Annotated in this window: 18 protein-coding genes, 1 tRNA gene and 1 pseudogene; 5 read left to right on the top strand and 15 right to left on the bottom strand. The window is 54.7% G+C overall.

The features are described 5' to 3' along the window. Positions 1-356: 356 nt before the first annotated feature. Positions 357-1,391 (bottom strand): CHC2 zinc finger domain-containing protein, encoded by a 1,035-nt coding sequence (locus H9Q16_RS07645; RefSeq protein WP_191074724.1) that lies wholly within the window; start codon positions 1,389-1,391, stop codon positions 357-359. Positions 1,392-1,509: 118 nt separating this feature from the next. On the opposite strand from H9Q16_RS07645, the gene H9Q16_RS07640 reads away from it, so the two are divergent. Beyond that, positions 1,510-1,755: a hypothetical protein gene (locus H9Q16_RS07640; protein WP_191074723.1), complete on the top strand. Its 246-nt coding sequence runs from the start codon at positions 1,510-1,512 to the stop codon at positions 1,753-1,755. A 407-nt stretch (positions 1,756-2,162) separates the two neighbouring features. Continuing rightward, positions 2,163-3,566: a type IV secretory system conjugative DNA transfer family protein gene (locus H9Q16_RS07635; protein ID WP_191074722.1), complete on the top strand. Its 1,404-nt coding sequence runs from the start codon at positions 2,163-2,165 to the stop codon at positions 3,564-3,566. Between the two features lie 582 nt (positions 3,567-4,148). Here the strand turns inward: H9Q16_RS07635 and H9Q16_RS07630 are convergent. From H9Q16_RS07630 to H9Q16_RS07610, 5 genes are all read right to left on the bottom strand, one after another. Continuing rightward, the gene (locus H9Q16_RS07630) at positions 4,149-5,648 is read right to left on the bottom strand and encodes a BCCT family transporter (protein ID WP_191074721.1); all 1,500 of its coding nucleotides are present in this window, start codon (positions 5,646-5,648) and stop codon (positions 4,149-4,151) included. Between the two features lie 552 nt (positions 5,649-6,200). Further along, entirely contained in the window at positions 6,201-7,409 is a 1,209-nt protein-coding gene (gene gltS, locus H9Q16_RS07625) for a sodium/glutamate symporter (protein ID WP_191074720.1), read from the bottom strand. Positions 7,410-7,412: 3 nt separating this feature from the next. Further along, positions 7,413-8,468, bottom strand: coding sequence for an alpha/beta hydrolase (locus tag H9Q16_RS07620; protein ID WP_191074719.1), 1,056 nt, complete (start codon positions 8,466-8,468; stop codon positions 7,413-7,415). Between the two features lie 41 nt (positions 8,469-8,509). After that, on the bottom strand, positions 8,510-11,560 hold the full coding sequence (locus H9Q16_RS07615) for an efflux RND transporter permease subunit (RefSeq protein WP_191074718.1): 3,051 nt from the start codon (positions 11,558-11,560) through the stop codon (positions 8,510-8,512). Positions 11,561-11,564: 4 nt separating this feature from the next. Then, positions 11,565-12,716 carry an efflux RND transporter periplasmic adaptor subunit gene (locus H9Q16_RS07610; RefSeq protein ID WP_191074717.1) on the bottom strand — a complete coding sequence of 384 codons (1,152 nt, stop codon included), beginning with the start codon at positions 12,714-12,716 and terminating at the stop codon, positions 11,565-11,567. Positions 12,717-12,887: 171 nt separating this feature from the next. On the opposite strand from H9Q16_RS07610, the gene H9Q16_RS07605 reads away from it, so the two are divergent. The 3 genes from H9Q16_RS07605 to H9Q16_RS07595 all read left to right on the top strand — a co-directional run bounded on the left by H9Q16_RS07605 (position 12,888) and on the right by H9Q16_RS07595 (position 16,152). Continuing rightward, positions 12,888-13,331, top strand: a complete 444-nt coding sequence (locus H9Q16_RS07605) for an ion channel (RefSeq protein ID WP_191074716.1) — start codon at positions 12,888-12,890, stop codon at positions 13,329-13,331. 375 nt (positions 13,332-13,706) lie between these two features. After that, on the top strand, positions 13,707-14,345 hold the full coding sequence (locus H9Q16_RS07600) for a tyrosine-type recombinase/integrase (protein WP_191074715.1): 639 nt from the start codon (positions 13,707-13,709) through the stop codon (positions 14,343-14,345). 706 nt (positions 14,346-15,051) lie between these two features. Further along, positions 15,052-16,152, top strand: coding sequence for a DUF4062 domain-containing protein (locus H9Q16_RS07595; RefSeq protein WP_191074714.1), 1,101 nt, complete (start codon positions 15,052-15,054; stop codon positions 16,150-16,152). 27 nt (positions 16,153-16,179) lie between these two features. On the opposite strand, the gene H9Q16_RS07590 is transcribed toward H9Q16_RS07595, so the two are convergent. From H9Q16_RS07590 to ctaD, 9 genes and pseudogenes are all read right to left on the bottom strand, one after another. Then, entirely contained in the window at positions 16,180-17,901 is a 1,722-nt protein-coding gene (locus tag H9Q16_RS07590; protein WP_191074713.1) for a retron Ec67 family RNA-directed DNA polymerase/endonuclease, read from the bottom strand. Between the two features lie 431 nt (positions 17,902-18,332). Then, the gene (locus H9Q16_RS07585; RefSeq protein ID WP_191074712.1) at positions 18,333-18,509 is read right to left on the bottom strand and encodes a helix-turn-helix transcriptional regulator; all 177 of its coding nucleotides are present in this window, start codon (positions 18,507-18,509) and stop codon (positions 18,333-18,335) included. A gap of 90 nt (positions 18,510-18,599) precedes the next feature. After that, on the bottom strand, positions 18,600-19,811 hold the full coding sequence (locus H9Q16_RS07580; protein WP_191074711.1) for a tyrosine-type recombinase/integrase: 1,212 nt from the start codon (positions 19,809-19,811) through the stop codon (positions 18,600-18,602). A gap of 197 nt (positions 19,812-20,008) precedes the next feature. Beyond that, positions 20,009-20,083, bottom strand: a tRNA-Gly gene (locus tag H9Q16_RS07575). Between the two features lie 84 nt (positions 20,084-20,167). Continuing rightward, entirely contained in the window at positions 20,168-20,557 is a 390-nt protein-coding gene (locus H9Q16_RS07570; RefSeq protein ID WP_191074710.1) for an MAPEG family protein, read from the bottom strand. A gap of 84 nt (positions 20,558-20,641) precedes the next feature. Next, positions 20,642-21,871 carry an adenylate/guanylate cyclase domain-containing protein gene (locus tag H9Q16_RS07565; RefSeq protein ID WP_191074709.1) on the bottom strand — a complete coding sequence of 410 codons (1,230 nt, stop codon included), beginning with the start codon at positions 21,869-21,871 and terminating at the stop codon, positions 20,642-20,644. Beyond that, positions 21,865-23,103 (bottom strand): adenylate/guanylate cyclase domain-containing protein, encoded by a 1,239-nt coding sequence (locus H9Q16_RS07560; RefSeq protein WP_191074708.1) that lies wholly within the window; start codon positions 23,101-23,103, stop codon positions 21,865-21,867. Before H9Q16_RS07560 ends, H9Q16_RS07565 begins: the two co-directional genes overlap by 7 nt. A gap of 252 nt (positions 23,104-23,355) precedes the next feature. Then, positions 23,356-23,877 (bottom strand): hypothetical protein, encoded by a 522-nt coding sequence (locus H9Q16_RS07555; RefSeq protein ID WP_191074707.1) that lies wholly within the window; start codon positions 23,875-23,877, stop codon positions 23,356-23,358. Positions 23,878-24,103: 226 nt separating this feature from the next. Next, a pseudogene (ctaD, locus tag H9Q16_RS07550) lies at positions 24,104-25,771 on the bottom strand (cytochrome c oxidase subunit I); the annotation flags it as partial. Between the last annotated feature and the right edge of the window lie 143 nt (positions 25,772-25,914).

Genomic DNA, 25,914 nt, shown 5'->3' with positions numbered 1-25,914 from the left:
AGCACATGGTGCGACAACCGTGCGTGAATTTCAAATAAGAAGTGGCCTTGACGCGCATACATACCTGTGGCGCGCCCCGCTAGACACGAAGGTGTCAAGCAAACGGGCGAAATTGCGTTGCAGCGCAACGATATCGGTACCGCTTACCGTCCGGGCATGCGCCCGACTTGATTGCATTTTTTTCCGGGTACTCGGAAAACAACAGCGCTTGATCTGTCTCACAGACAGCTCCGCACGCAAATCCAATCAAGTCGGGCGCAACACGCACTGACCCAGCCAAAAAAAATCCCCCCAGCTCAACGAGCAAGGGGGAATTGGCAGGGTCGCCGACGGTAAGCGGGAACGGGTTCTAAGTCCTACGCAATGAGCTGGCGTAAAACCATCTCATCGGCACTGCCCGGATCTTCGCCAACTGGCAAAGCTCCGAGCCGGGTAAAGAGGGAACGGGTGAGCACGGAAAGGGCAGCGGGCACAGCCGCTTGCCCCTCGTCATCGCCGTCAAAGGCCAGAACCACGCGGCGGACGTTGGCGGCCTTCAACAGCGCAACCTGCGTGTCTGACACCGCCGTGCCCATACAGGCCACGGCAGGGATGCCGAACTGCGCCAACCGCACAACATCGAAGAAGCCTTCGACCAGGACAACCTGTTCTGCACCGGCAACGCGATGCAGGTTGAACAGCGTCTGCTGTTTCTGAAACCCTGGCGGCAACAGCCACTTTTGCGCATCGGGATCTTCACCAATGTGGCGTCCGGCGTAAGCGATCAGGTCGCCCTCTGCATTGTGAATGGGAACGCAACAGCGCCCCGCCATCATGCTACGGCTTGCAGCGTCGAGCACGCCAATGCCGAACTGGAACCAACCCCATTGGCCAACCCGTTCAAGGGCATAGGGGTGAGCGCCATCCAGCTTGAGCTCAAACTTCAGCGGTTGGTTGCTCTGTTTGGCCTCAGACGCGCGCTCAGAGGGGGCTGAATGGCCCTCTGCGGCTTTGTCCGTCTGAGGTCGGGGTTTTTCCCGTTTGCTGCCTTTGGCGTCCTTAGCGGGCCGTTTTGAGGCTTTGGCCGGTTTTGGTGTCTTGGCCGGAGCCAAACCACAACCCGAGAGCTCCGCCACGATCTCAGCGGCCTCGCGCAGGGTACCGCCATCGAGATGGGCGGCAAAATCAATGATCGAGCCGCTTTGATGGCAGCCAAAACAATGAAACGTGTTCGCCAGCGTATCGCCCTCAGCTTCCAACGCGACAGAAAGGGACGGGTTGGTATCTTCATGCAAGGGGCAAAGCGCGCGCAACTGCGCACCCTTCTTGCTATAGTCGATGCCGTATTGGCTCAGTAGTTTTTCAAAATCGCCATGTGCATTCACATGGTCAAACTTAATCAGTTTGCCCATCTCGGGTCTCCCTTCATTTTGGATTGAACGTCTGACCCGATTGTACGGCAGATTGGGCAGCCGGGAAGCTGACAGAAGCGGAGGTCTGTGCTAGAATAGTAATGTAATACAAATAGTTATGACAACAATCTCACTTGATACAAATCGCGCAATTCAAAAGTTAGAAGAGAGAGGTTTTAGCCGTGTCCAGGCGGAAGGTGTGGTTGAGCTCTTGACTGAAAGTGGTCTGGTAACCGTCGATGTCTTGGATCAACGCTTAACCGACTTTGAAACAAAGGTTTACAAGGCGATGCTTATCCAAACCGGGGCCATCGCGGCAATCGTTGTTGGCATGCTGCAATTTGTCATCAGCCAAGTAACTTAGTCCCTCATGACCTTCAAACTTGAACAAACCTTTCTTGCCATCTGCGCGCTCCCGCCAGACCGCCAAGATGAACTGGCTGATCATCTTCTAAAGCTGGTCATGCCGGTCATCGACTAAACACCGCCCCTGAGCCCGGTGTTTTTTGATATACTACGAAGACCACATCGTCCTTTTTGATCACCAGCGCGATCCGTGACCTGTACGCGACCACGGAGACCGGCTGCCTGACTGAGACCCGGAAGCAGTACGCGGCCAATGCAAACGCAGACCCTCTGGTAATCAATCGACGCAGCCGCAGCGTAGCGGGTTAGCAAGGGGTAGGGCGCAACGCGCGCAAACCCCCTGCACCGATCCGTCACCTCCGATAGGCGGCTCTGGATTGGGCGGGCTGGTGACCCAAAACTGCGATGCAACACGATCCACAATTTTTAGGTATGGAACGCGGCCATGAACGCGCGCTCTTTATTGAGCAGGAGACGCGCTATCAACACGGATATGTTCTGGGCCAGACAGGGACGGGTAAGAGTTCGTGGGCCAAGCAGAGCTTCATGCAGGATGTCTATGCGGGCCGGGGCGGATGCTATTTTGACTTCCACGGCGAAGATGCCAGATGGCTCTTGGATCATATTCCGGCTGAGCGCGCAGGCGATGTAGTCTACTTCAACCCGCTCGATCCGGAGTTTGCCGTTGGATACAACCCGCTTGATGGCATCGCGCCGCAGCATTTTGCAACTTTCACCGATGAAATCGTCGCCTGCCTGCGCCACATTCATCTCTCCAGCTGGGGCGCGCGAATGGATGACATTTTGATGAATGCGATCCGTCCGCTGTTTGATTTGCCGGGAGAAAGCAAAGGCACATTGCTGGGGGCCGTGCGGTTGCTCAACGATGACGCGTACCGCAGGTGGGTGGTCAACCAATGCACGGAGCAAACGGTGCAGGACTTTTGGTTCCGCGAATACGCAGCCTGGAGCAAAAATGACAAAGCCCACAATCTCAACTCGTCATTGAACAAGATCCGGAGGTTCCAATCCGCACCCATCCTGCGGAATATCTTGGGACAGCAGAAATCGGCGCTAGATATCCGGCAGGCTATTGCGCGGCAGCGATTGGTGATTTTGGATTTCAACAAGTGGAAGATGGGGGCGGTCAATGCCAACACGCTGGCGTCCCTGATCCTGTCGCGAATTATCTACGAGGGCACGCATCGCGACATTCCAATGAAAGACGGTATGCCGGTGGACGCGCTTTTTCCAGGCTTCCACGTGGTCATTGATGAATTCCAGTCAGTAACTTCATTGGCGATTGTCGAAGCGTTAGCGGGTATCCGCAAAAGCCGTGTATCAATACTGCTTTGCCATCAGCACACGGATCAAATCGCGCCCGAGGTTTTGGCGGCGATCAAGGGCAACATTGGCACCAAGGTGATATTCCGGGTGGGTGGCGACGATGCAAAACGCCTGCATGAAACCGTCGAGATCCCCAACTTCAAAGAGCTCGCGAACCAGAGCGATTTTGACTTCATCCTGCAGTTTAAATCCGGATCAACCGTGTCGACCAAACGCGCGCGCAGTGTGTTGGCGGAATATCAGCGTAAGGGCCAGGCGGCGCGGATTGTTGGGTATGGGCGAGGAAATTGTGCGAGGCCTATTGCAGAAGTGGCGGAGCGGTATGATCGCTGGTTGGCCAGTCGGCACTATGGCGGCGTGCCGAGGGTAAGTTCCCCAAGTGCGAACAAGGGGAAGGGTAGGGAGGTTGGTATGCGGTCAGTGGGTGCAATAATGCTCGATCGCCGAACTGTAGACAGATGATTGGATGTTTTTAGATTATCTTGATGCTTTAACATCAGGCCTGAACTCATAACCAAAACCATACCGTTCCCGTGAGGGTGATGCCGCAATGAGTGGCATCGACCTAACCAATGTCTGCTCAGCATGGAACACCGGTCATCCAAAAAAAACTGTCAAATGACCGCTCCGAGCCCAATCGGTGAATTCGTTTCTTACGTTGCGTGCGTGCGCAGCATGACTTACAGGGCATTGCTGCTGAAACAGCTACTTGGATGCCAGTTGAAAACCGGACGTTTCCAAACAAAATTTTCGCTGATGCAGATGTCATCAACCTATGTGATAAATCTCGCTCTGAGATGATATGACGGACGATCATTCCCACTTTTGCTGTGGGTTACACGGCTCGAACGTGAATCAGCAATTCATGGATTTAAGGGGGCAGCATACTCTTGGTTCCACGAGGATACACTATTTGGGCTAAGCAAATCTTCTTCTCCGTTTTCGACGAAGTCGACGATTCCCTACTTGTCTGCCCGCATCAACAACCAGACCATCGCGCCGATGAACGCAAAGGTTGAGAGGTTCAGTATCGTATCAACCGTTTCACCGATCAGCATTGGTCACCTCCTGACGCAAGCCCCGTATCAGACAGACACAAAGCAATACGCAAACAAACACGAAAGGGAGAGCACCGATTGCAATCAGCTTTTTTATGGCATCGATTGATCCCGCCAAGATCATTGCTGCGCCTAGCACGCCTAAGAGCACGCCCCAGATTATTCTGATGCGCGGGCTGGGATTGGGGTCACCCCCTGTTGAAAAAGTCCCCAACACAAAGGCGGCGCTTACAACACTTGTGACGATGAACAAGAACGCAGCGACAATTGTCGCCGCTGTGGTCAACGTCGGCAGTGGAAGGCGTTCCAACAGTGCAAAGGTGACGCGTTCCACATTGGTTCCGGTGAGTGCCAGTAGATCGCCGCTGCCACGTAGGGCGTCAAACAGTCCGATGCCACCAAATGCGCCAAACCAGATCACGGAAAAGACTGTTGGGCCGATCAGGACACCCAAGACGAATTCACGGATTGTACGGCCTTTGGATATGCGCGCGATGAAGACACCGACGAATGGCCCCCAAGCAATCCACCACACCATATAGGTGAGGGTCCAGTCCTGGAACCATGCCCCCAGATCATCGCCAAAGAATGTCAGGGTTTGGAAGCCACGCGGGATAGCCGCGAAGACATAGTCGCCAAAGCTGTTCACAACAGAGTTGAGAAGGAACTCTGTTGGTCCAAGGATCACTGTATAGAGCACCAATGCGATTGCGATGATCATCGCGGTGTTGGACAGTCGAGCCATGCCAGCACCCAGATCGACCATGAGCGGGGGCAAGTAAGCGGCGACCATGATAGCAAAGACAATCGCGATTAAAGTGCCGCTGGCCTGTTCTCCGCCCATCATGATGTCCACACCATCCGCGACTTGAAAGACACCCATCGCGATGGATCCGCCAACACCTATGGCAATTGCCACAATGGCCATGAAATCGGACAGCCATCCGACAATTTTGGCCCAAGTCTCATCAGGAAACAGCGTCTCAATCGGCCCGCTGACCAACATCGGTGCGCCACGCCGGAAGGTAAAATAAGCGATAGCGAGGGCTGTGGCACCGTAGATGCCCCAAGCGTGTATGCCCCAATGAAAATTGGTAGCGAGCAAGGATTGCTGTGCCGCTATCGGTGGAGGCATGATTTCTTGCGCAAATGCGAAGTGTGTCAGAGGTTCTGCCACAGCCCAAAACAACAAACCCACGCCCATACCAGCGGCGAACAACATTGCGATCCAAGACGGTGTTGAAAACTCGGGACGATCATTATCTGCACCCAACCGAATGCTGCCATAGCGCGAGAAGGCCAGCCAAATGCACATGAATAGCATTGCGGAGACGGAAAGCATGACAAACCAGCCACGGCTTTCAAAATAGCGATCCACAACCAATGACGACTGGGTTACCAGACCATCAGGGTCGACCACACCCCATCCTGCGACGACCGAAATCGTCAGGAGAGACGCAAACAGAAGGGTTTGAGACCGGCTCATCGTTGAGGGTTCGGCGAATTCGGCATAAGCATTTGAAGCGTCCCTTGATATGACTAAATGCCAACGTGGCTTCCCTCTGTGAGACCAGATTTAGCTCATTCAAGCAAATGCTATCCGATGGCAAAGAGTAGGCATTTAGCGGTCTAGCTTCGCAACGAGGGCCGGCGAATGGTCTAGCCTCTGTTTCCGTTCACACCGCTTTGGCGAAGCGCAAGGCTGAATATCTGCCGAAACTCCTCGGCTGAGATGACGGGGTTTTTCCGCAGACCGTATGTCGCAACTGATACCGCGCGACGGCCTTGAATTGAGACAGAGTTCAGATCGCTTGAAAACCGAACGCATTTGCTTAGAGCACAAAAATGGCCCGGCGAAACTCGAACGCTTGACGACTGGGCAGAGGCTGAGCCGCTGCCGATGGTGAGCGTGGCCGCCGCAATTAAAGCCAGATACTTCATGATCGAAATTCCTCTGTTGAAATATGGATGAGTAATAGCTGGTACGTTCCTAACGAATAACAACCCGCCGACTTAGTCCTGTGATAAATGCCCTGTTCTACAAACTGACGAAAAGTTGGATAATCACTGCATTCGCGAGATCAACAAAGAAGGCCGAAACCAGCGGCAACACGATAAATGCCAGCGGGGCAGGGCCATAGCGTTTTGTCACGGATGACATGTTTGCGATAGCCGTGGGTGTCGCCCCAAGTGTGAACCCTGCAAAGCCCGCACTGAGGACCGCACCCTGATAGTTACTGCCCATCAGGCGAAAGAAAATCAGCAGGATAAAGGCCACGGTCATGATCACTTGCAACACCAGAACAGCCAGGATCGGACCTCCTAATTCGGCAAGGGTCCAAAGCTGGAGGCCCATCAAGGACATCGCTAGAAACACGGACAGGCAATAGTCTGAGATCACCGCGAGGGATTTGGTGCGAGCGGGCCAGGCGATCTGGGGGAAGAGATAGGGAACGGTGTTGGACATCGCGATGCCAACCAAAAGGCACGGCACGAAGAGCGGCAGTTTCACACCGGCCTCAATGATGCCGAGGTGCAGAATGTAGCCCAACAGGATCGCGATATGTACTGCCAGCATGCCGCGCATCAGGCTCACGTGGTTGATCAGGTCGTCTGGGTTTTCTTTGTCCTCAAACTCAAGACCGACAATCGGTCCTTCAGCCTGATCACTTTTGAGACTATTCCTGTCGATCAAACGCTTTGCAATCGGCCCGCCAAGCACAGCCGCAAGGATCAGCCCAAGTGTTGCCGAGGCCACGCCCATCTCTGGTGCCGCACCAAAGCCAGTCAACTCTTCGATCTGTGGCCCCCACGCAATGGCAGTGCCATGGCCGCCGATGAGCGATGCCGAGCCGACCAGAACCGAAGTCGCCGAGGGCAGACCAAACAGGGTCACACCGAGCAACCCGATGAGGTTTTGCAGCAGCATGAAGGCGAGGGTCAGGCCCAGAAGCAAAACGAGCAAGCGCCCGCCTTTGAACAGGTCCGAAATCTGTGCGTTAAGACCGATTGTGGCGAAAAACACTACCAGCAAATAGTCTCGCACCTCAAGGTCAAAGGTGATTTGCTGCCCCGTGAGTGCAAAGAAGACCCAAGTCAGCAGCGCGACGGCGAGGCCCCCAGAGACAGGCTCTGGGATGTTGTAGTCCCCCAAAACCGTGATTTTGCGCGTCAGGAAGACGCCAAGAAAGAACACCACAAACCCTAGTGTGACGGAGATGAAAGCGGGGATGATGATTTCTGGCATGGCTTACCCCTGCGGCGCACGGGCGCGGATGACGCCGTCTGGGGCAATGTCGAATTGCGACAGGTCAGGGCGCCCTTTGCGGTCTGATCGCACTAAGTCGCGCAAGACTGCGATGGCTGCGGGGGATGTCATCGGCACCAGATGGTCAAGGTTTGAGCCATCTGCCAGTGCTGTGAAATCAAACAGTGTGATGTTGAGGCCAGCCACGTCTTTAGCACGGCTTAGGTCGCCCACTTTTTGGCGGCCAATGTTCAGGAAGGCCGACAGGTTCAGGGCGCGGTCTTGACTACTTGTCATAATGACGAACGGATCAGGAAGCGTACCAATGGCCCTTGCCTGCGCGCGAAAGATATCCGGGTCGATGTCAGGGGCAAGCAAGGCGACAACGCGTAAATCATCTAGCACGTCCCGCCTACCGGTGATAGCAAGCTGGCGCAGCACTTCCATCGTCAGATGCGCGCCCATTGAATGCGCCATCAAGGTGATTTCTTTATTCGTTGTCCTGCTGATCTGGGTCAAAAGGTCCGCCAAGGGATCGCGCGAAAACAACACGCTATCACGGTCATAGACATAGCCCGTCGCCGTACCTGCAGAGGGCCAGGCGAACAAAATGCGCGGTGATGTGATTTCAAAGTCATGCCCGATTTGCGCGAACCGGTAAAGCGCCTCGGATGGGGTATTGTTGTAGCCGTGTACAAAGATGGCGACCTCGTCATCGCGCTCAGCCTTGATACGATTGATGAACCCTTTGCTGTTTTCAAGATCATCGGTGCCAACGACGGCAAAGTCGGTATTGGGGTCGACTGTTTCATCTGGCCATTCGATCTGACCAAGCGCATGGGTCGGAGGGATTGAAACAGCATATTTTACAAACCGCGTTTTCGCGTTTCTGTCCTGCTTTAGGTCAACCTCACCGGTGCTTGGTAATCGTCCAGTCGTCACATAGATGTTCTGGACACTGGCCGCTGGGACCGCCGTCGAAAAGGCAACCCGGTCGGGCACCGGCGTGCAGGATGCAGCAAAGGCGAGGCCAAGGAGCGGCAATCGTATCGCTTTCATGTCACCCTCGCATCACGTTGCATACTGCCCTGATCAAGCCCCTATTCGGTCGCTGTTTCGTCGCCGCTTACGCGAAAGAAGATTGCGTAAAGTGCGGGGACAACAATCAGGGTCAGGATCGTTGCAAAGCTCAGGCCGCAGATAATCACCACCGCGAGGGATTTAAAGAAAGGGTCCCACAACAGCGGCACAACACCCAGCACTGTGGTCAAAACGCCCAAGGACACAGGCCTCACGCGGCTGACGGCGGCATCGACCACCGCTGCCATACGCGCCTTGCCATCGGCGATTTGGGTGTCCGTCTCGTCAATCAAGACAATCGCGTTTTTGATCAACATGCCTGTTAGCGACAGGATGCCGAGGATTGCCATGAACTCAAGCGGGGTTTGCGTGCCCGCAAGACCGTAGATCACGCCAATTAGGGCAAGCGGCACAGCCAACCAGATGATGATTGTCTGCCGCCATGCGTTGAACAGGAACAATACCACGATGAACATCGCACCAAAACCCAGCGGCATAGTTGAAGCAAGGCCTGCGTTGGCCTCTTGGCTGCTGCCAAACTCGCCCTTCCATTCCATGCTGTAGCCAGGAGGGAGGGGAATGGCTTCAACGGGGCCTTTGACGTCGTCGAAAAGATCGCCTGACAGAACACCGGGCGCATTGTCGGACTGCGCGGTGATTGCCAACGCTCTGTCGACCCGGCGCAGGTTGCCAGCCTCAAACACGATAGCAAAACGGTCAACGACTTGGCTGATCGGGATATAGCCGCCGATGGCCGCACTAAAGACTTGGATGTCGCGCAACTGGCCAATGTCATTACGCGCCTCCACAACCGGGCGCATCACGACGTTGCGCAGCTCATCCCGTTCGCGGTAAAGGCCAAGGGTTGTGCCTGTCAAGTGGCTGTAAATTGCGTTGGAAATCTCTCCTTGCGTCAGACCCAAACGACGTGCGTTTTCGATGTCTATTACGGGACGCACCACTTGAACCTGCTCGCGCCAGTCGTCTTTGACAGCGATGGCACCGGCGTCAGACATGATCGTCTTGGCCTGACCCGCAAGTGACCGCAGAACCGCCGGATCAGACCCAAAGAACCGTGCCTCAACCTTGGAACCGCCACCTGGGCCCAAAACAAATTTCCAGACCTTGGTGTTGGATTCAGGGTACGTCTCATCAATGTGGGCCTGCAAATCGGTCCGTAGCCCGTCGATGATGGTGTAGTCCTCAACATCGACCAAGATTTGCCCATAAGCGGCGTTTCCACCCTCTGCCTCATAGATCAGCATGAACCGCAGGTGACCGCCACCGACAACTGTGTTGGTACCTGTCACGCCTTCCAATCCTCGCGCATGTTCAGCGATTTCAGTTAGGTCCGCTTGGGTGCGCGTGATGTCTGCGCCTTGGGGCAAGAAGTAGTCGATCACAAACTGATCGCGCGTTGAGGAAGGGAAGAACCCAGCGGGAACGGCACTGAACATCGCGATGGCGGATACGAACAGCGCCACGGTGATGCCAACAGTGATCCAGCGGACCTTGATGGCAAGCGCAAGGAACGACCGATACGCCTTGAGGATCGCGTTTTCTTTGGGCTCTGCATCTGCCTTTCCCTGTTTCAAAAGAACCGTGCAATAGTAAGGCGTCAGCCAGATCGCGACGAGCCATGAGAACAAGAGCGCGATGCCAATAGTCCAGAACAAGCTACCTGCATATTCGCCTGTATTGTCAGGGGAAAAACCGATCGGGGAGAAAGCCAGAATGCCGACCACGGTCCCCCCAAGCAAAGGCCACATGGTTTGCTTGACCACGGCCCGGGATGCCTTTGCTGCGTCCTCGCCGCGCTGCACACGTACAAGTGTACCTTCAACAACAACGATGGCGTTATCGACCAACATACCAAGCGCAATGATCAGCGCGCCCAGCGAAATGCGCTGCATATTCAGCCCATAAAGGTACATGCCAAATAGCGTGCCTGCGATGGTGACAAGCAAGATGCCCCCCATCAAAATGCCGGATCGCAACCCCATGAAGATCAACAATGTGCCAACCACGATGGCCAAAGCTAGCGCCACGTTGACGACAAAGTCATCTACCGATGATTTGACGGCCGCCCCTTGATCCGAGATCGGCGACACGTCGATGCCGATGGGGCGTTCATCAAACAGTTCGGCAATGCGGTCTTTGACCGCGTTGCTCATGTTCACGACATTGCCGCCGCGCTGATTGGAGATACCAAGGCCAATGGCAGGTTCGCCGTTGCGGAACAGCAAGGAACTGCTGGGTTCTTTCAATCCACGCGAGACCGTAGTGATGTCGCCAAGACGGAAAGACGTCCCGGTTTGCGCGTTCGTGATCAGCAGGTTTTGGATCGCTTCAATCGAGCCCACAGCGGTTTGCGGTCGCACATTAAGACGGGATAATCCCGCTACGATTGATCCGGCGGGCGTGACTAGGTTCTGCCCTTCGAGCAGCTGCTGGATTTGCGAGGGCGCAAGACCCAACTCTGTCAGCCGAGCTGGCTCATATTCGACATAGATCACTTCGTCCTGCACGCCATTCAACACAACCTTGGACACGCCTTCGACGGTGACCAATTCGCGTTGCAAATCTTTGGCGTATTCATAAAGGTCGGTGATGGTGAAGCCATCGCCTGTGATCGCATAGTACTGGGCGTAGACATCTCCAAAATCATCATAGACTTGGCTGGGCAACGCATTCGGCGGCAGTTGCGATCCTGCATCTGATATCTTGGCCCGCATCTTGGCAAAGACCTGATCCAGCTCAGTGTAACTGGGCGTTGCGGCAATCGTAAACTCAACAGTGACTGTGCTGAGACCCGGTGCGGAAACAGAGCGCACCTCATCAATGCCTTGTAACTGCTGGAGCGCGTTTTCGACAACTTCGCTTACTTCTTCGGCGACTTCTTCAGCCGATGCACCGGGGTAAGGCGTGACGATTTGGGCTTGTCTGATGACAAACTCGGGGTCTTCAAATCGGGGCAAAGCAGTATAGGCGAAATAACCTGCCAGCAGGATCAGCACCGTCGCAACAGCGGAAATCAGGCGCTTTTCAAGCGCGAAACGGGCCAAATCCATCTGATCAGTTCCCCACGCGTGTGATCGGACGGATGGTCATGCCGTCAATTATCTCGCTGACACCGGCTGACACGATGGTATCGCCATCAGACAACCCTTCGCTGATGACGACGCTTGCACCAGTTGCTTCACCCAGTGACACCTTTTGTGCAGAGACTTTGCCATCATCCGACACCAACCAGACGAAGGGTGACCCATCGGGTTCTGCTGCGATGGCGGAAAGAGGTGCTGCGACCTGCGCAGCTGATCCTTGTGTAGAAGAAATAACGCTCGCAACCATTCCGGGCAGGATAACGGCCCCTTCAGGTACAGTCACTGAAACGCGACCACGGTAGGTTTGTGTAGCGCTGTCGGCCTGCACAGAAAACTCTACGAGTTCGGTCTCGAACTCTTGACCACGCAAGGAGTTAAAGGTGGCAATGTTGGTGATGCTACCCGGTCCATTGCGGGTAAGTTCGGTGACATCAATGCTTGGAATATCAAAAGCCAAATGCACAACTTCCAACCGTTGAAGCAGGGCGATGCTTTGGCCTGCGGATACGTTTGAGAAATTCTCAATATCGCGCCGCGCGATGATGCCATCAAAAGGGGCGGTCAGTGTCGCATCGGACAGATTGTCCCGCGCTACCTTAATCTGGGTGTCGATCCCGCGCAAAACCGCCTCAGACGCTGCAATCTCTTCCGGACGCCCACCGATCTCGCCAATCCGCAGTTGCTCTTCCTGCGCCCGCAAATTCGCTTGTGCTACGCGCGCTTCTGCCTGTGCACCTTCAACTTGCGCCCGCGTGGCCACGCCCCGCTCCAGCAACGCTTCGGCGCGTGTCAAAGCATCGGTTGTTTGCTCTACTTGCGCTTGGGCCGATGCAACGGCGGCCTCTAGGGCTGCAATTTCTTCGGGTCGTGCGCCTGCTCTTAGGGCCTCAAGCTGTGCTGTAGCTTGGTCACGACTGCTTTGGAGTTGAGAAATCTGGTTCTCAAAGTCGCGTGTGTCGATCTGTGCGATGGTGTCTCCTGCGCTCACATTAGACGCCGCACGTATTGGCAGCTCAATGATTTGGCCCGACACCTTGAACGACAGTTCGATCTCTTGCGACGGCAACACAACGGCGGGGTATTTGCGCGAAATTACGGTGTCAGACGCGACTACGGTAGCCACCTTGGCAGGGCGCGGGGTCGCATCTTGAGCAAGTGCGCTAGTACTTACCATCGCTGCGATCAAGCTGAGAACTCTAATCAAGTCGTTTCGTGTCATAGTAATTGCCCCTAATCAAAGTCTGTGTCTCTATCCATGTTGACCTAATCTTAGACCCAAAAAGAGGAACACACTATGGGCGCAGTCCAACAAATTCTTCTTGGAACCGGACTGCTGACATTCAGCGCACTCGTACATATCGGAACTATCGCATTCAGCATTCCATGTTTTCCGAAACTAGCGGGTATGTTTGATGCCACCAGATGGCCGCGCCTGCAGCCGGTGGCATTGCTTTCATTCGCCGTATTCGTGCTTGTGTCGGCGCACACGCTGCAAATCTGGACGTGGTCGGTGGCATTTTTGTGGATCACCGATCTGCCGAACTTGGTAACGAGCTTCTACTTCGCGACGGTGACGTATACGACGCTGGGCTATGGTGACATCGTTTTGGGTCCCGACGCACGGATCGTCGCAACCTTTTGTGCGATCACAGGCTTACTGACGTTTGGGATCAGTACAGCTTTTCTCATTGGCGTTTTGTCGCGGGTCTTGCCGGATGTTTTTGAAGGCGACGAGTAGACTTGATCCGGCCATTATTGCTTCGGGCATTCTGCCGAATTTAATCTACTGATCGGATTGGCGATCAGTGCAGCAGCGCTCAGTTAGCATCCCTGCATTTTTATGCGTCGGCAAGGACCGCTTCGACGACTTAGACGGTGCTAAAGTGAATTGTTTGCCGCTCACGCAAAGCGATGCTGCGCTAGCAAAGACCAAAAGTCGAAAGTCAGGTTTGTCCCGCATTGCCGCCAATTATCCACTAGCAGACTTGTTCCGCTTCTTGTTAAAAGCGGAAGTGCTTTGCATCTCTTAGCCGTTGAAACATAAGGGTTTCCTCAACCAGGTGCTCGCAATTCTTCTGCTTTAGGGTATAATGGGCCAAAAGCAGAAGCAAATATGGTCAAAAAATCCAAACAGAGATCAGCCTGGAACAGGGGCAAAATCGTCGGCCCGAAACCGGCATTGACCTCTCGCCAGGTGACAACCATCAGGGGCGTGTTGGCCGAACGGGCACTGCTGCGCGATCAGGTGATGTTCTCGCTAGCCATCGACAGCTGTTTGCGCGGAGCTGACCTGGTGCGGCTCAGGGTGACGGATGTTATGGTCTCGGGTGAGCTGTGCGACAAGGTGCGGGTGCAGCCGACAAAAACCAAAGCTCGCGCGCAGGCATCAATTGTGTTTGAACCCTGCCGCGATACCAAGAAGCTCCTATGGCGTCACATCGAGGCAGAGGATCTCATGTCGACCGACTGGCTGTTTACCAGCTCAAGGCCGGGAAGCGGGCCAGAGAAGCAGATTAGCGACCGCGCCTACCTCAACCTGGTGAAGAAGTGGATCGGCTACGCTGGCCTCAGCCCAGAGATCTACGGCACCCACTCCATCCGACGATCACGACCAGCGTATTTGTACCGCAAAACCGGCAACCTGCGCGCCTGCCAGATCATGCTGGGCCACAAGTCGCTGTCCTCGACACAGCTTTATCTGGGTGTCGAAGAGGAAGAGACGCTGAGTTTGGCACGGCAGTTTGAACTGTAGCTCTTAGGTTAGGGCGGGGCGGTGACGGAAGCAGAAATTGACACTCAAAAGAACGGCCCAGAGTTGCCGTCGGCTAGGGTCATCCATCGCCTCGGTGGCAGCCCACATAGCCGACATTCGTAGTCAGTCCATCGCTGCCGTGAGAAGACGCTAATTCGAGCTACAACATTGATTGCATGCTTATCGCCGATGTACAGATTTCCTAGACGTTTCTGGTAGAAGAGAGAATTATGAGACAAGATCTTCGTAAGTTGGCTTGGTGCGCATTGATGGTACTGTGTCCATTCGGTGCTGCTAGCGCCGAAACTCGGCTAATTTGCGAAAACCCTGGAAGAGAGTACCTCGTGGTCTATTCGCCCGGCGCACCCACACTGGTGCTAAATCCCGACACAAGCGCAACTGAGTATCGGGTCTTGGTTGACGAAAATGCCGACGGGTCACACGTCATAACAGCGGCCACACCTAATTCTGGACCAACTGCGCGGTTGCATCTCCGACCGTATTTGAAGATGGAATTTTGGTCGGAGGGGCAAGTGCTGCAGACTGACGGTTGCTACTCGACAAACTAGTCGGCCCATTGCTGCCGTTTGCTGGGCGCACTATTGCTGCAGTGCAGCACGCGGGAATGGACATAGACTGAACTTCAAGTATTTGGCTTTCAGATCATGAGGCGTTAACCTAAGATTGCCGCCGAAGAGGAACAACATTGAACGAAAAGCGCTATCAAGTTTTCATAAGCTCCACTTTCATTGATCTAACAGTTGAACGACGAGCTGTGCAGGATGTAGTTATCAGCACTGGAGATTTTCCGGTTCAGATGGAATCGTTCCCCGCCGCAGATGAAGATCAGTTTGAATTCATCAAAACACTTATTGATCAATGTGATTACTACATCCTCATTATCGCTGGCCGATACGGCTCGGTTGCGGAAGATGGTATTAGTTACACCCACAAAGAATTTCGATACGCTGCCTCAAAGGGAATCCCAATATTGGTGATGCTTCACGAAGAACCCGGGCGCATTGAAGCCGACAAATCTGAGGAAACATCCTCTGGCAAGAAACGTTTGAAGGATTTTATTGCGGAAGCTGAAAAAGGTCGTTTGCGAAAAACTTGGAAGTCAGTGGAGGGATTAAAACTCGCTGTGCGCGAGGCACTCGACAATGCAAAAGCGACTAAGCCCAGAGTCGGTTGGGTGCGAGGAGACACAACTGCGAGTTTGGAAGCGCTAGAAGAACTTCATTTAGTGCGCAAAGAAAACAGAGCCTTCAAGGAGGCCCTTGGCCGATTGAAGATTGACGTCCCACTGCCGGAAATACCTGAAGCCAATGACTTGGTCGGCTTGGATTTGATGCCCGCAACTGAATCAGGTGGTTACGCTTCCGCCCCAAGCGCTGGAAGTTATGCCAAGATCGAATGTAGTTGGATATCAGCCTTTACAGTCTTCCACGGCAATCTGAAGTGGGGTGTAAACGATTGGAACGATCAATATTTTTACCATATTGACGAAGACGAATCGTGCATCGCAATTGGTTCCGCCTTGGCTGGTGAGGTTTCCGGAATTGATACTTCAGGCAAATTCAAAATTTCGAAAACAAATCTAGACCGATTGATGAGTTATTACATTGAGGTCGGACTAGTGACTACCGAAGGCGACGAGCCTTTCACCCCCGCAGCACAGAAGATCGCTCGGCGTCATCGAATAGCTGGAAGTTCTGAGGCTAGCTTTTCACTGACTTCGGGGAAAATTGAGGTTTCGGAGATTTCTTCAAGCAGTAGATCGTTGGATGATGAAATCCCATTCTAAGACCTCTCAATGTTGCAACTTCGCAGTTCATGGTGCCATCTTTGCAGCGTAGTCCTGCATAGCAGCCCGCATGTTATCGAGGAGTGGCTTGAAGCCAACAAAACTGATAGCTTTTTGTTGACGCTGAACGATCTGCTCAGCCAACAGCACCTTTCCAAAGTGTTTCGTGACATCAAATCCTTTTTCCGGAAGGTGAAACGTCTTTTTCCCCAGCTTCTTTTTTAGAACGCTGTTGGGCAAAAAGGTTTCAATGTAGCTTTCTACCATCCCTTTCGGTGTGGGTGTCGGTACGAGATAAAGGTTCTTCGTAATGTGATAGAACGGTTGTGATCCATCAACTTTCGCCTTGGTATCTGACTTGCTCCCGGCGGCTTTAAACAGGTCTGTTGAACCCTTATCGTTGTCGACAACTAAGATAACTGGAAAAGCCAACGTTGCAGCAGAAAACCCTCGGAGCCGTAACTCATAGTTGTTTATAAGAAGTTGGAGATCGCCTGTTCCACCAGCCAGTTGTTGAACGGCATTGGTAGGCCTTGAATAGTTAAAAAGGCGGACCATGAGTTGTTTTGGCGCGCCGTCTGAGATTAATTCTGGATAGTCCGCTGCTAGCGAGTTCAAAGCGCACCGAATGTAAATGTTGTCTGTCTTTCCTTCAAACAAAAACACCGGTTTGGGACTGCTTCCAAAACTTTGATAGTCTAGAAACGACCTGTAATCGCGATAGAAGTTTGGCCACGTTTTTAGTGAGCCTTTTTGTCGTTCAAAATTTAGGTCTTGGCCTTTGATGTTGAAGATGTGACTTAGCTTCCCCTGCAATTTGGCCGGGTCGTATGGTACTTTAACATCTTGTCCCCATAACTCTTCTTTATTGAATACCGACCCTTTGGTGATCAGTTGGTGGCATTGTGCTCGGGCTGTTTTTACGTATTCTCTCGGGACATTGACCTTCGCGTTGACCACCAAACCTGTTGCATCTTGCCTAGACCAATACACCTGCATTCTTGTCTTAGACTTGTTAATCTTGAAACCCGACGAAAATATTGTGTGCCTAAGTTTGTCAGAAGGAATCCAGACACCCTGATCGGCTTGGCTCAGTTGTGCTATGCCATCTGGGAATAATTTTTTACTACATGAAAACGTCAGGTCATCAGCATATCGAGTATAACTGCATCGCGCTTTCTTAGCTATTCGACTGATCCGCATGTCCAACATGTGGGCTAGCAAATTCGAAATTACCGGTGAACAAGGGCTTCCCTGAGGAAGGGCGTTTTTGTGACATGCGATCTGTGCGATGACAGTCGCGACATCTGGACTCAACGCAAAGTTCTTGTTTTTGATAAAGTAGCCACGAACTCGTCCAAAGTTGATGCTCGGGAAAAAGTCTTCTAAGTCAATATTGAAGACCCAGCGCCGCCCCTTATGCACTTCTGCATTCGAGTAAATTGAACGACCCTTGCGGAACCCGTGAGAAATGGCGCAGCTCTCCTTTACGCCGTCTGCCTTCTCAATCTCTGCCAAACAAGTTTGTAAGCACTCTGACAGTCTCGACTGTAAGAGTTTCAGTTGTGGTATGGGAGCGGAGATGACCCGAACTCCGCCGTTTTTTTTCGGGATTTCAAAATCGGTATATTTTTCAGCATCGGCAACATGAAACAGTACATACGCAAATGCTTTGGGCTTAAATCCTAGAAGGCTCGAAAGGTCGGAACGACCAATACATGCTTGAAGCCTAGAAACCATGGTCGTCATTAAGAAGTCACCAATTTAAGTCGCTTGCGGATACTCGTTGAGCAAACCCACGGATTTCCAACAATGTTGCAAAGATGACGAAGGAGCAATTCCTCCGAACAATTTTTTCACCCGCTGCGAACCACAGCGGAAAGATCTATCCGCAAGCTAGGTGGAGCTTATCGGAATATCTTTCATGTTTGCAACCGGAACATGTGCCCTACGGAGTGTAATTTCAATTGCGGAGGCATGGCCGTCGAAAATCTCGAAGTAGGCTAATGCAGTGGCCTTTCGGATTTGATGGTGCCGATGGTGCGGCCGCGGCGAAGGTCCGGAATCCGCCTTGGGATGCTATTGTCTGCAACACGCCGTGTCGGACCATCATTGGTTAGGATGGCCAAGTTGTGCACACTTGGCCATCCCACGCTCCTAAGGAGGAACGCCGTAAGAGGCTATCGGTGTTCAAGCCGGGGCTGAAGCCATTCCAGCACTTCATCTTCGACCCATCCCACGCGGTTTGGGCCGAGGCGTATCCGCTTTGGGAAGTTCCCGGCTTTTTCCATTCGTGCGATATGCTGAGGTGAGTACAAGACCAACTCCTTCAACTGCTTTTTTGATAGTATCCGCATCACGATCTCTCCATGTTTGAAGAGCATCGCGATGCCCAAGGGTTACGAAGTCCCAGGCCGGTCGATCTTAGGTCAGCTTTTCAAAATCTCCTAGCGATCAGCGACAGATTTTTCCAAGCAGACGTCCAGCCAGTCAGCATAAGCCTGCATCATCTCTGCCCGCCCATTCAAATATTGAGCCTTGTTATAGCTCGAACGCACTTTGTTGGCTGGAACATGCGCAAGCTGGCGTTCAATCCAATCGTAGTTCCAACCCATTTCATTGAGGTTGGTGCTGGCGGTCGTGCGGAACCCGTGATGTACGTGGCGATCTGAATGGTATCCCATGCGGCGCAACGCACCATTGAACGTCATCTCTGAGACCATGCGCTTAGGGTCGCGTGGTGAGGGCAAAACAAACTCAGAACCAAAATCATACTTCTTGATTAAGCGGAGAAGATCGATGGCTTGGGAGGGCAGGGGCACGATGTGGTCGCGACCCATTTTCATACGATCCCCTGGGACTTCCCAGCGGGCCGCTCCCCAATCAATCTCTGACCAGCGCATTCCGCGTAATTCGGTGTTTCTTGGGAACAGATAGGCGGAGAGCAATAACGCGGCTCCGACGATTGGGTTGTTCTCGCGGTAAACGTCTATCGCTACCAGCAACTTCCCCACTTCCTTTGGGTCGGTGATGCCTGAGAACTCTCCTCTTCGCCTGGGCACCATCGCGTCGATTGTGAATGCTGCTGGATCATGTGTGACCAACCCGCGTGCACCTGCGTAGCGGAAGACCTGTGAAAAGCGTGTGCGAATTTCGTGCGCAGTTTCGACGCGTCCAGATGCGGCGATTGGATTGACCACACCAAGAATGTCTTCGGCAGTGATCGATGTTACTGGGCGATCACCAAGTGCGTCAATCGTCACCGCAATCTGTCTATTGAGTTTCGCCAGCGTTCGTGCGGCTGGGCTACTTTGCTGCCGAAGCAAAAGGTAGCCGTTCGCGACGTCTTCCCATCTGACTTCTTCTGTCTGGATGGGCATCTCTGAGCCACGCTTTCGTGTGGCCAATGCGACCACTTCCGGATCATCACTACGCAAGTCGAGTTTGAATGCAGAAGCTTTGAGACGCGCATCCGCGAGCGAAGTGCGAGGATAATCTCCGATCAATTTTGTGCGCTGACCACCGTTCAGGCGATACGCAAGCCGAAACACTTTTTTGCCGGAGGGCATAATTTCTACGAACAATCCCCCACCGTCCGAGCAGCGAACACGCTTTTCAGATGGAGACAAAGCTCTGATTTGGGTATCAGTCAGGGGCATGGAGCACCTTTGTTGTACGATTTTTCGAAGCGTTGCTGGAGAACCATACGCCGAAAAAGGTCGATCTGTACAACATCTGTACAACAAATCGGTGCGATACCCTGGTCAGGTATGTTCAGCTCTGAGATTTGTTGCTGGGGACTTCTCTAGGAAATCAATCACTTAGTTCTGTGATGATTTCCTATGAGAAGACCCATTGGAGCGGGCGAGGCGATTCGAACGCCCGACCCTAACCTTGGCAAGGTTATGCTCTACCCCTGAGCTACGCCCGCTTCCTTGGGTGAGGGGGATGTACCCATCCACAGTCCGCTTCGCAAGGGGGAAATCGGCGTTTTTGGTGAAAAAGTCGTGGGCGCTCAGATCAGCGCATGGGCCAGCAGGCCAAGTGCGCCGAGCAGCAGCATCGCTAAGGTCAGGACCATGCCGCCTTGACGCAGGAGGATCTTTTGCGGTGTCGAGGCAAAGCCGTAAGCGTGAAGAACACGGCCCAGCAGAAGGCTGAGGCCCAGCAGATGCAGCGCTATGGTTGGCGCGCCCTGAAGCTCAACCAGAAGCAGCAGGATCAGTCCGATGGGGGTGTATTCAACAAAATTTGCCTGAGCGCGCATGCGCTTGCGCAGGTTCTTGTCATCGTTGTCCCCCAGTGAGATCAGGTTGGCGCGGCGATACATGATCACGCGCCAGCTGAGCACGAGGAACAAAAGGATCAGCAGGGCGGCATAGATCGGTGTAACAAAAAGGGACAAAGCAAGGCCTTTCGCACGAGCACGGGTTGGCCACAGCATGACAAATTCGGTCACACCTGTCAGCGTCAATCGGGCACTCTGCCGCTACGTCGCCTGACCGACAGAGTAGACCGACATAACGCCCTTGCCTTTGACCTCACGCGTGCCCGCATCCGTCAGGGTAAACCGGTCTGATAACTGTTTCTTGGTCGCATCCGTGATCAGCACCGTTCCGGGTTCCGAGTGTGCTTCCATCCGGCTGGCGACATTTACGGCGTCCCCCCAGAGATCGTAGGCGAACTTGCGCGACCCGATCACGCCCGCCACGACCGGCCCGGAGTTTATGCCGATGCGCAGATCGATGGGGAAATGGGTTTCGGCACTGATCCTGCGGGCGCTTGCGAGCATGTCGAGCGCGAGGTCTACCGCGACGTTAGCATGATTTTGTTGCGCTTCTGGGATGCCGACGACGGCCATGTAGGCATCGCCGATGGTTTTGATTTTTTCGGTGCCGTGCTTTTCGGCAAGCGCATCAAATTCGGTGAAGACCTTGTTGAGTGTTTCGACCAATTCTGCGGGCGTCAATTTGGCGCTGGCCTGGGTGAAGTTGACGATGTCGGCAAAGATGACGCTGGCCTCGGCATGTTCGTCCGCGATCACCGTCTCGCCATCCTTGAGGCGCAAGGCGATGGCATCGGGCAGGATGTTGCGGAGCAGGCCTTCGGCGCGATCATACTCGCGCTGCAGTCGGGCTTCGGTCACCGCGACGACGAATTGATTGAGACCCAGGTACATGACCATGCCGCCCACCGTGAACAGGACGATGGATGCCATGGAGAGATACGCGCTGGGCGGACTGAACACCGCCCTTGGCGCAACAAAGAAACCGAGCGTCGCGCAGGCCAACATGAAGATGACCAACGCCAGTGCGACCATGGCACGGGTTGTCCAGCTCCATTGGTGAAACAGAAGCGAGATTGCAGCAGCGACAATAGGCACCAGCCAGAAAAGGGTTTCGAAGCCGGTCAAGCCTGTGGCCAATGCCGCGTGCAAGGGGACTTCTATCAACCAAAGCGGGACACAAAGCCACATCGGGTTGGCGATTCTGCGCCAGACCAGTCCGGTAATGAGAAACAGGGCCGAGACGATGATGTTGTAGTACCCCATCACCGGGATGCCGTTGAGAAAGAACAGGACCGCCCAGAAGAAGTGGAGTCCGGTTGCGATGAAATAGCCGAATTTCTGGAACAGATAAAAGCGTGCGGCTTCTCCGGTGACACCCTTGGGGATGGCGAGGAACAAGCTGGCGATGCGGTTCAGACCTGTGATCAGCATGTTGCACCTTTGACATCTGCCGTTTGGGGTTTAAGCGACCAGAACTGCGTGGGGCCCTTGCCCTTGAGGTCGCGCAAGCCCTCGTCCCTCAGGGCGTAGTGGCCGCCGAGAAGGGCGCGGGTGCTGTCGGAGACCATCACCTTGTTGGCGTCGCCGTGACTTTCCATCCGGCTGGCGACATTCACCGCGTCGCCCCAGAGATCATAGGCGAATTTGTGGGTGCCGATTACCCCGGCCACCACGGGACCGGAGTTGATGCCGATGCGCAGGCGCACAGGGAAGTGGACCCGATGGTCAAGTGCTGTCGCGGTGCGGTGCATGGCCACCGCCAAGGCGACGGCGGCCTCTGCATGGGTTTCGTGCGCCTGAGGCACGCCGATGACCACCATGTAGGCGTCGCCAATTGTTTTGATCTTTTCGGCACCATGCGCCAGCGCCAGCGCGTCGAACTCGGAAAAGACGGTGTTGAGAGTTTCGACCAGTTCGCGGGGGCTGAGCCGGGCGCTGGCAGAGGTGAAATCGACGATATCGGCAAAGACCACCGACACCTCCTTGTGTTCGTCGGCGATGACCGTCTCGCCGTCCTTCAGCCGCAGGGCGATAGGGTCGGGCAGGATGTTCTTGAGCAGGCCTTCGGCGCGGTCGTATTCGCGCTTGAGCCGCGCCTCGGTACGTTCGACGGCCTGATCGAAGACGCCGAAGGTCACGACAAGCTGCCCTGTTGCGCCCAACCCGTTGATGGCCGCGAAAAAGGCGATCCACCCCTGCGGGATGTCGGCCACAGGCCCCGCGTAGGCCACGTAGGTCAGGCAAATGGCCAGCACCAGGGTCAGCACCGTCGCGATGACCGCACGGGCGCGGCGCGGCCAGAAATCAATGCCCAGGCTCAGCATCGCGGGGGGGATCGCAAAGAGCCAGAAGGCGGGTGCGATGCCCAGATAGAGCGTGGCCAGAACCGCATGTGCCGGGATCTCAAGCAGTGCAATGATGATCGACGGGCGCATCGCGGCGGGTCGGTGGATCGACAGGAACACCGCCGTGAATACGACGCCCGAGAGCAGGTTCCAGATCACCAGAAAGGGGATGTCGAGATACCAAAAGAACCCCGCCCAAAGCCAATGCGCCGGAGCCCCGATCAGCGAGCCGAACTTGACGATCAGATACATCCGCGCGCGCGATGGTGTCAGCCCGCGCGGCGGGGTTGCAATGCCGGTCAGGAAAGAGGTAAGCAAGGGCGGCCTGTGGAGGTTCTTGGTTCTGGTTTCGGGGCCGGTCTGTTTGGCCGTTCCGGCCAAAGACGCCCACCCGCCGACCCGATTTTGCACCGATTGCGAGACTGGGTATCGGCGGGCGTCGAGTGCGGGGAAACTGGATGAGCCAAAATACGTCTCGCGGTGTCCAAATGCGGCAAGTATGGCGGCATCAGGCCACGCGATGCAAGGGGTGTGACCGTTGCACCTTTGCGCGCGTGCCAGATTGCCCGGTCAGGTTGATTTTGACCAGTCGTTCAGGCGGTGAAAGAGATGCAGGAAAGCAAATCCGGACAGGATCAGAAAAGTGCCTGAGAACGTTAGGTTTGCGATCCACTGCAGCCGCGGGAGGGCGCCTGTCGTGGCGGTCTCAATACGATCCGCTGAAAGGGTAGAGAAGAGCTGCAGGAGCAGGACCGTCATGCTCAATGCCATCAGGGAGGCCAGCCATCCTGTGATCCGGGGCAGGGGCCGATGCGGGGTGTCCGCACTCCAAAGCAGCAGCGCCAGGGCGGCGAGGGCCATCACGAAGGACAGAATGTAGTGATAATGGACCACGACGTAGTAGGTATCGTGCAGGCCGCCGTTATCAGCTGTCGGCGTGGTGAATGTGCGGTTCAGAAGCAGCACCAGCGCACCTGATGCTGCTACCAGGCTTGCCAACAGAAGTAACACGCGCAGTGCGGCACCCTTGCCACGCCAAGCCGCCCAAAGCTGGGGCAGCAGGATCACAATGGGGACGGCGATATAGATCACGGCGCAGGTCCTTATTGGACGGGGTGGGGTGGCCTGCCGCAAGGTAGCCGGAATTGAAGGGCTGGCAAAGACGGGGTCGGTTGAGCCGGGCCGTGCCGCGCGGAACGAAAAAAGGCCCCGCGTGCTGCGGGGCCTTTTCTGTCAACCTTCCAAAAGGCTATGTCTTGCTTTCGAATTGCGCATCCCTGGGATGGTCGGTACCGGCCCATTCCTCAATGGTGTCGGGATAGCGGTGCGACTTGTCCCAGTCCTCCTGCTTTGGAAGGATTTCGAAGGTATGCTCCGGCGGAGGAGAGGGCAATGTCCACTCCAGCGTATCGGCATATTCGTTCCAGGGATTGTTCGCGGTAACCCGCGGACCCTTGCGCAGCGAATAGGCGATGACCCCAAAGAAGAACAGGAAGGACGCAAAGCTCAGGAACGCACCCCAGCTGGACCAGGCGTTCCAGTAGGCGAAGGCCTCAGGATAGTCGATGTAGCGGCGCGGCATGCCCTGACGGCCCAGGAAGTGCTGGGGGAAGAAGGTCAGGTTGGCACCGATAAAGAACGCCCAGAAGTGCAGCTTGCCCGCCCATTCGGGGTACATGCGGCCAGTTATCTTGGGGAAATAGAAGTAGATCCCTGCGAAGATCGCGAACACGGCGCCAAGGCTCATCACATAGTGGAAGTGCGCCACCACGTAGTAGGTGTCGTGGTAATAGCGGTCCACAGCAGCCTGACTTAGCACGATGCCTGTCACGCCACCGACGGTGAAGAGGAACAGGAAGCCAAACGCCCAGAGCATCGGCGTCTTGAATTCAACAGAGCCGCCCCACATCGTCGCGATCCACGAAAAGATTTTGACGCCTGTTGGCACCGCGATGACCATCGTGGCCAGCATGAAGTAGGCCTGCTGGTTCAGCGTCATACCCACAGTGTACATGTGGTGCGCCCATACGACGAAACCCAGTGCACCAATCGCGATCAGCGCCCAGACCATCGGCAGATAGCCAAACACAGGTTTCTTGGAGAACGTCGCGATCACATGGCTGATGATGCCAAAGCCGGGCAGGATGACGATGTAAACCTCTGGGTGGCCAAAGAACCACAGGATGTGCTGGTAGAGCACAGGATCACCGCCGCCTGCAGGATCAAAGAAGGCAAATCCGAAGTTACGATCCATCAGCAGCATGGTGATCGCACCGGCCAGAACCGGCAGCGACAGCAGGATCAACCATGCGGTCACGAAGATCGACCAGGAAAACAGCGGCACCTTGAAAAGCGTCATGCCGGGGGCACGCATGTTCAGGAAGGTCGTGATCATGTTGATCGCGCCCAGGATTGATGAGGCACCTGACAGGTGAACCGCGAAGATCGCAAAGTCCATCGACATGCCCGCTTCGCGCACCGACAGCGGTGGATAGAGCACCCAGCCCACGCCCGAGCCCGGCAATCCGTTGCCGCCCGGCATGATGACCGAACACACAGCCAGCGTGGTGCCCGCAACATAAAGCCAGAACGAAAGGTTGTTCATTCGCGGGAACGCCATGTCCGGCGCGCCGATCTGCAAGGGCATGAAATAATTGCCAAATCCGCCAAATAGAGCAGGGATTACGACGAAGAACATCATGAGAATGCCGTGACCGGTAATCAGAACATTCCAAAGATGCCCATTGGGCGTGCAGACATCGCCAGAGGCAAACATTCGTGCGCCTTCAAGGCACATGTACTGAACGCCCGGCTCCATCAGCTCCAGTCGCATGTAGACCGTGAAGGCCACAGAGATGAACCCGGCCAATGCCGAGAAGATCAGGTACAGGATACCGATGTCTTTGTGGTTGGTGGACATGAACCAGCGAGTAAAGAAACTGCGTTCGTCATGGTGGTCGTGGCCGTGGATGGCTGCGTCTGCCATGCTCTTGCCTCCTGGTTGGTGACCGCACGCATGCCAAACGGCACGCCCGCAGAGAGTCGTTGAAGTTGCTCACGTTTTAGTGCGGTCGTTGGCCGGGGGCAATGGGCGGTGTGTCGCACCATCTGAAAAACTTGATACCGGCA

The organism is Sulfitobacter aestuariivivens (genome assembly GCF_014763045.1).
Lineage (GTDB): Bacteria > Pseudomonadota > Alphaproteobacteria > Rhodobacterales > Rhodobacteraceae > Sulfitobacter > Sulfitobacter aestuariivivens.
Note: the sequence above shows the minus strand (reverse complement) of the source record. Positions and strands in the feature narration are given on the sequence as shown.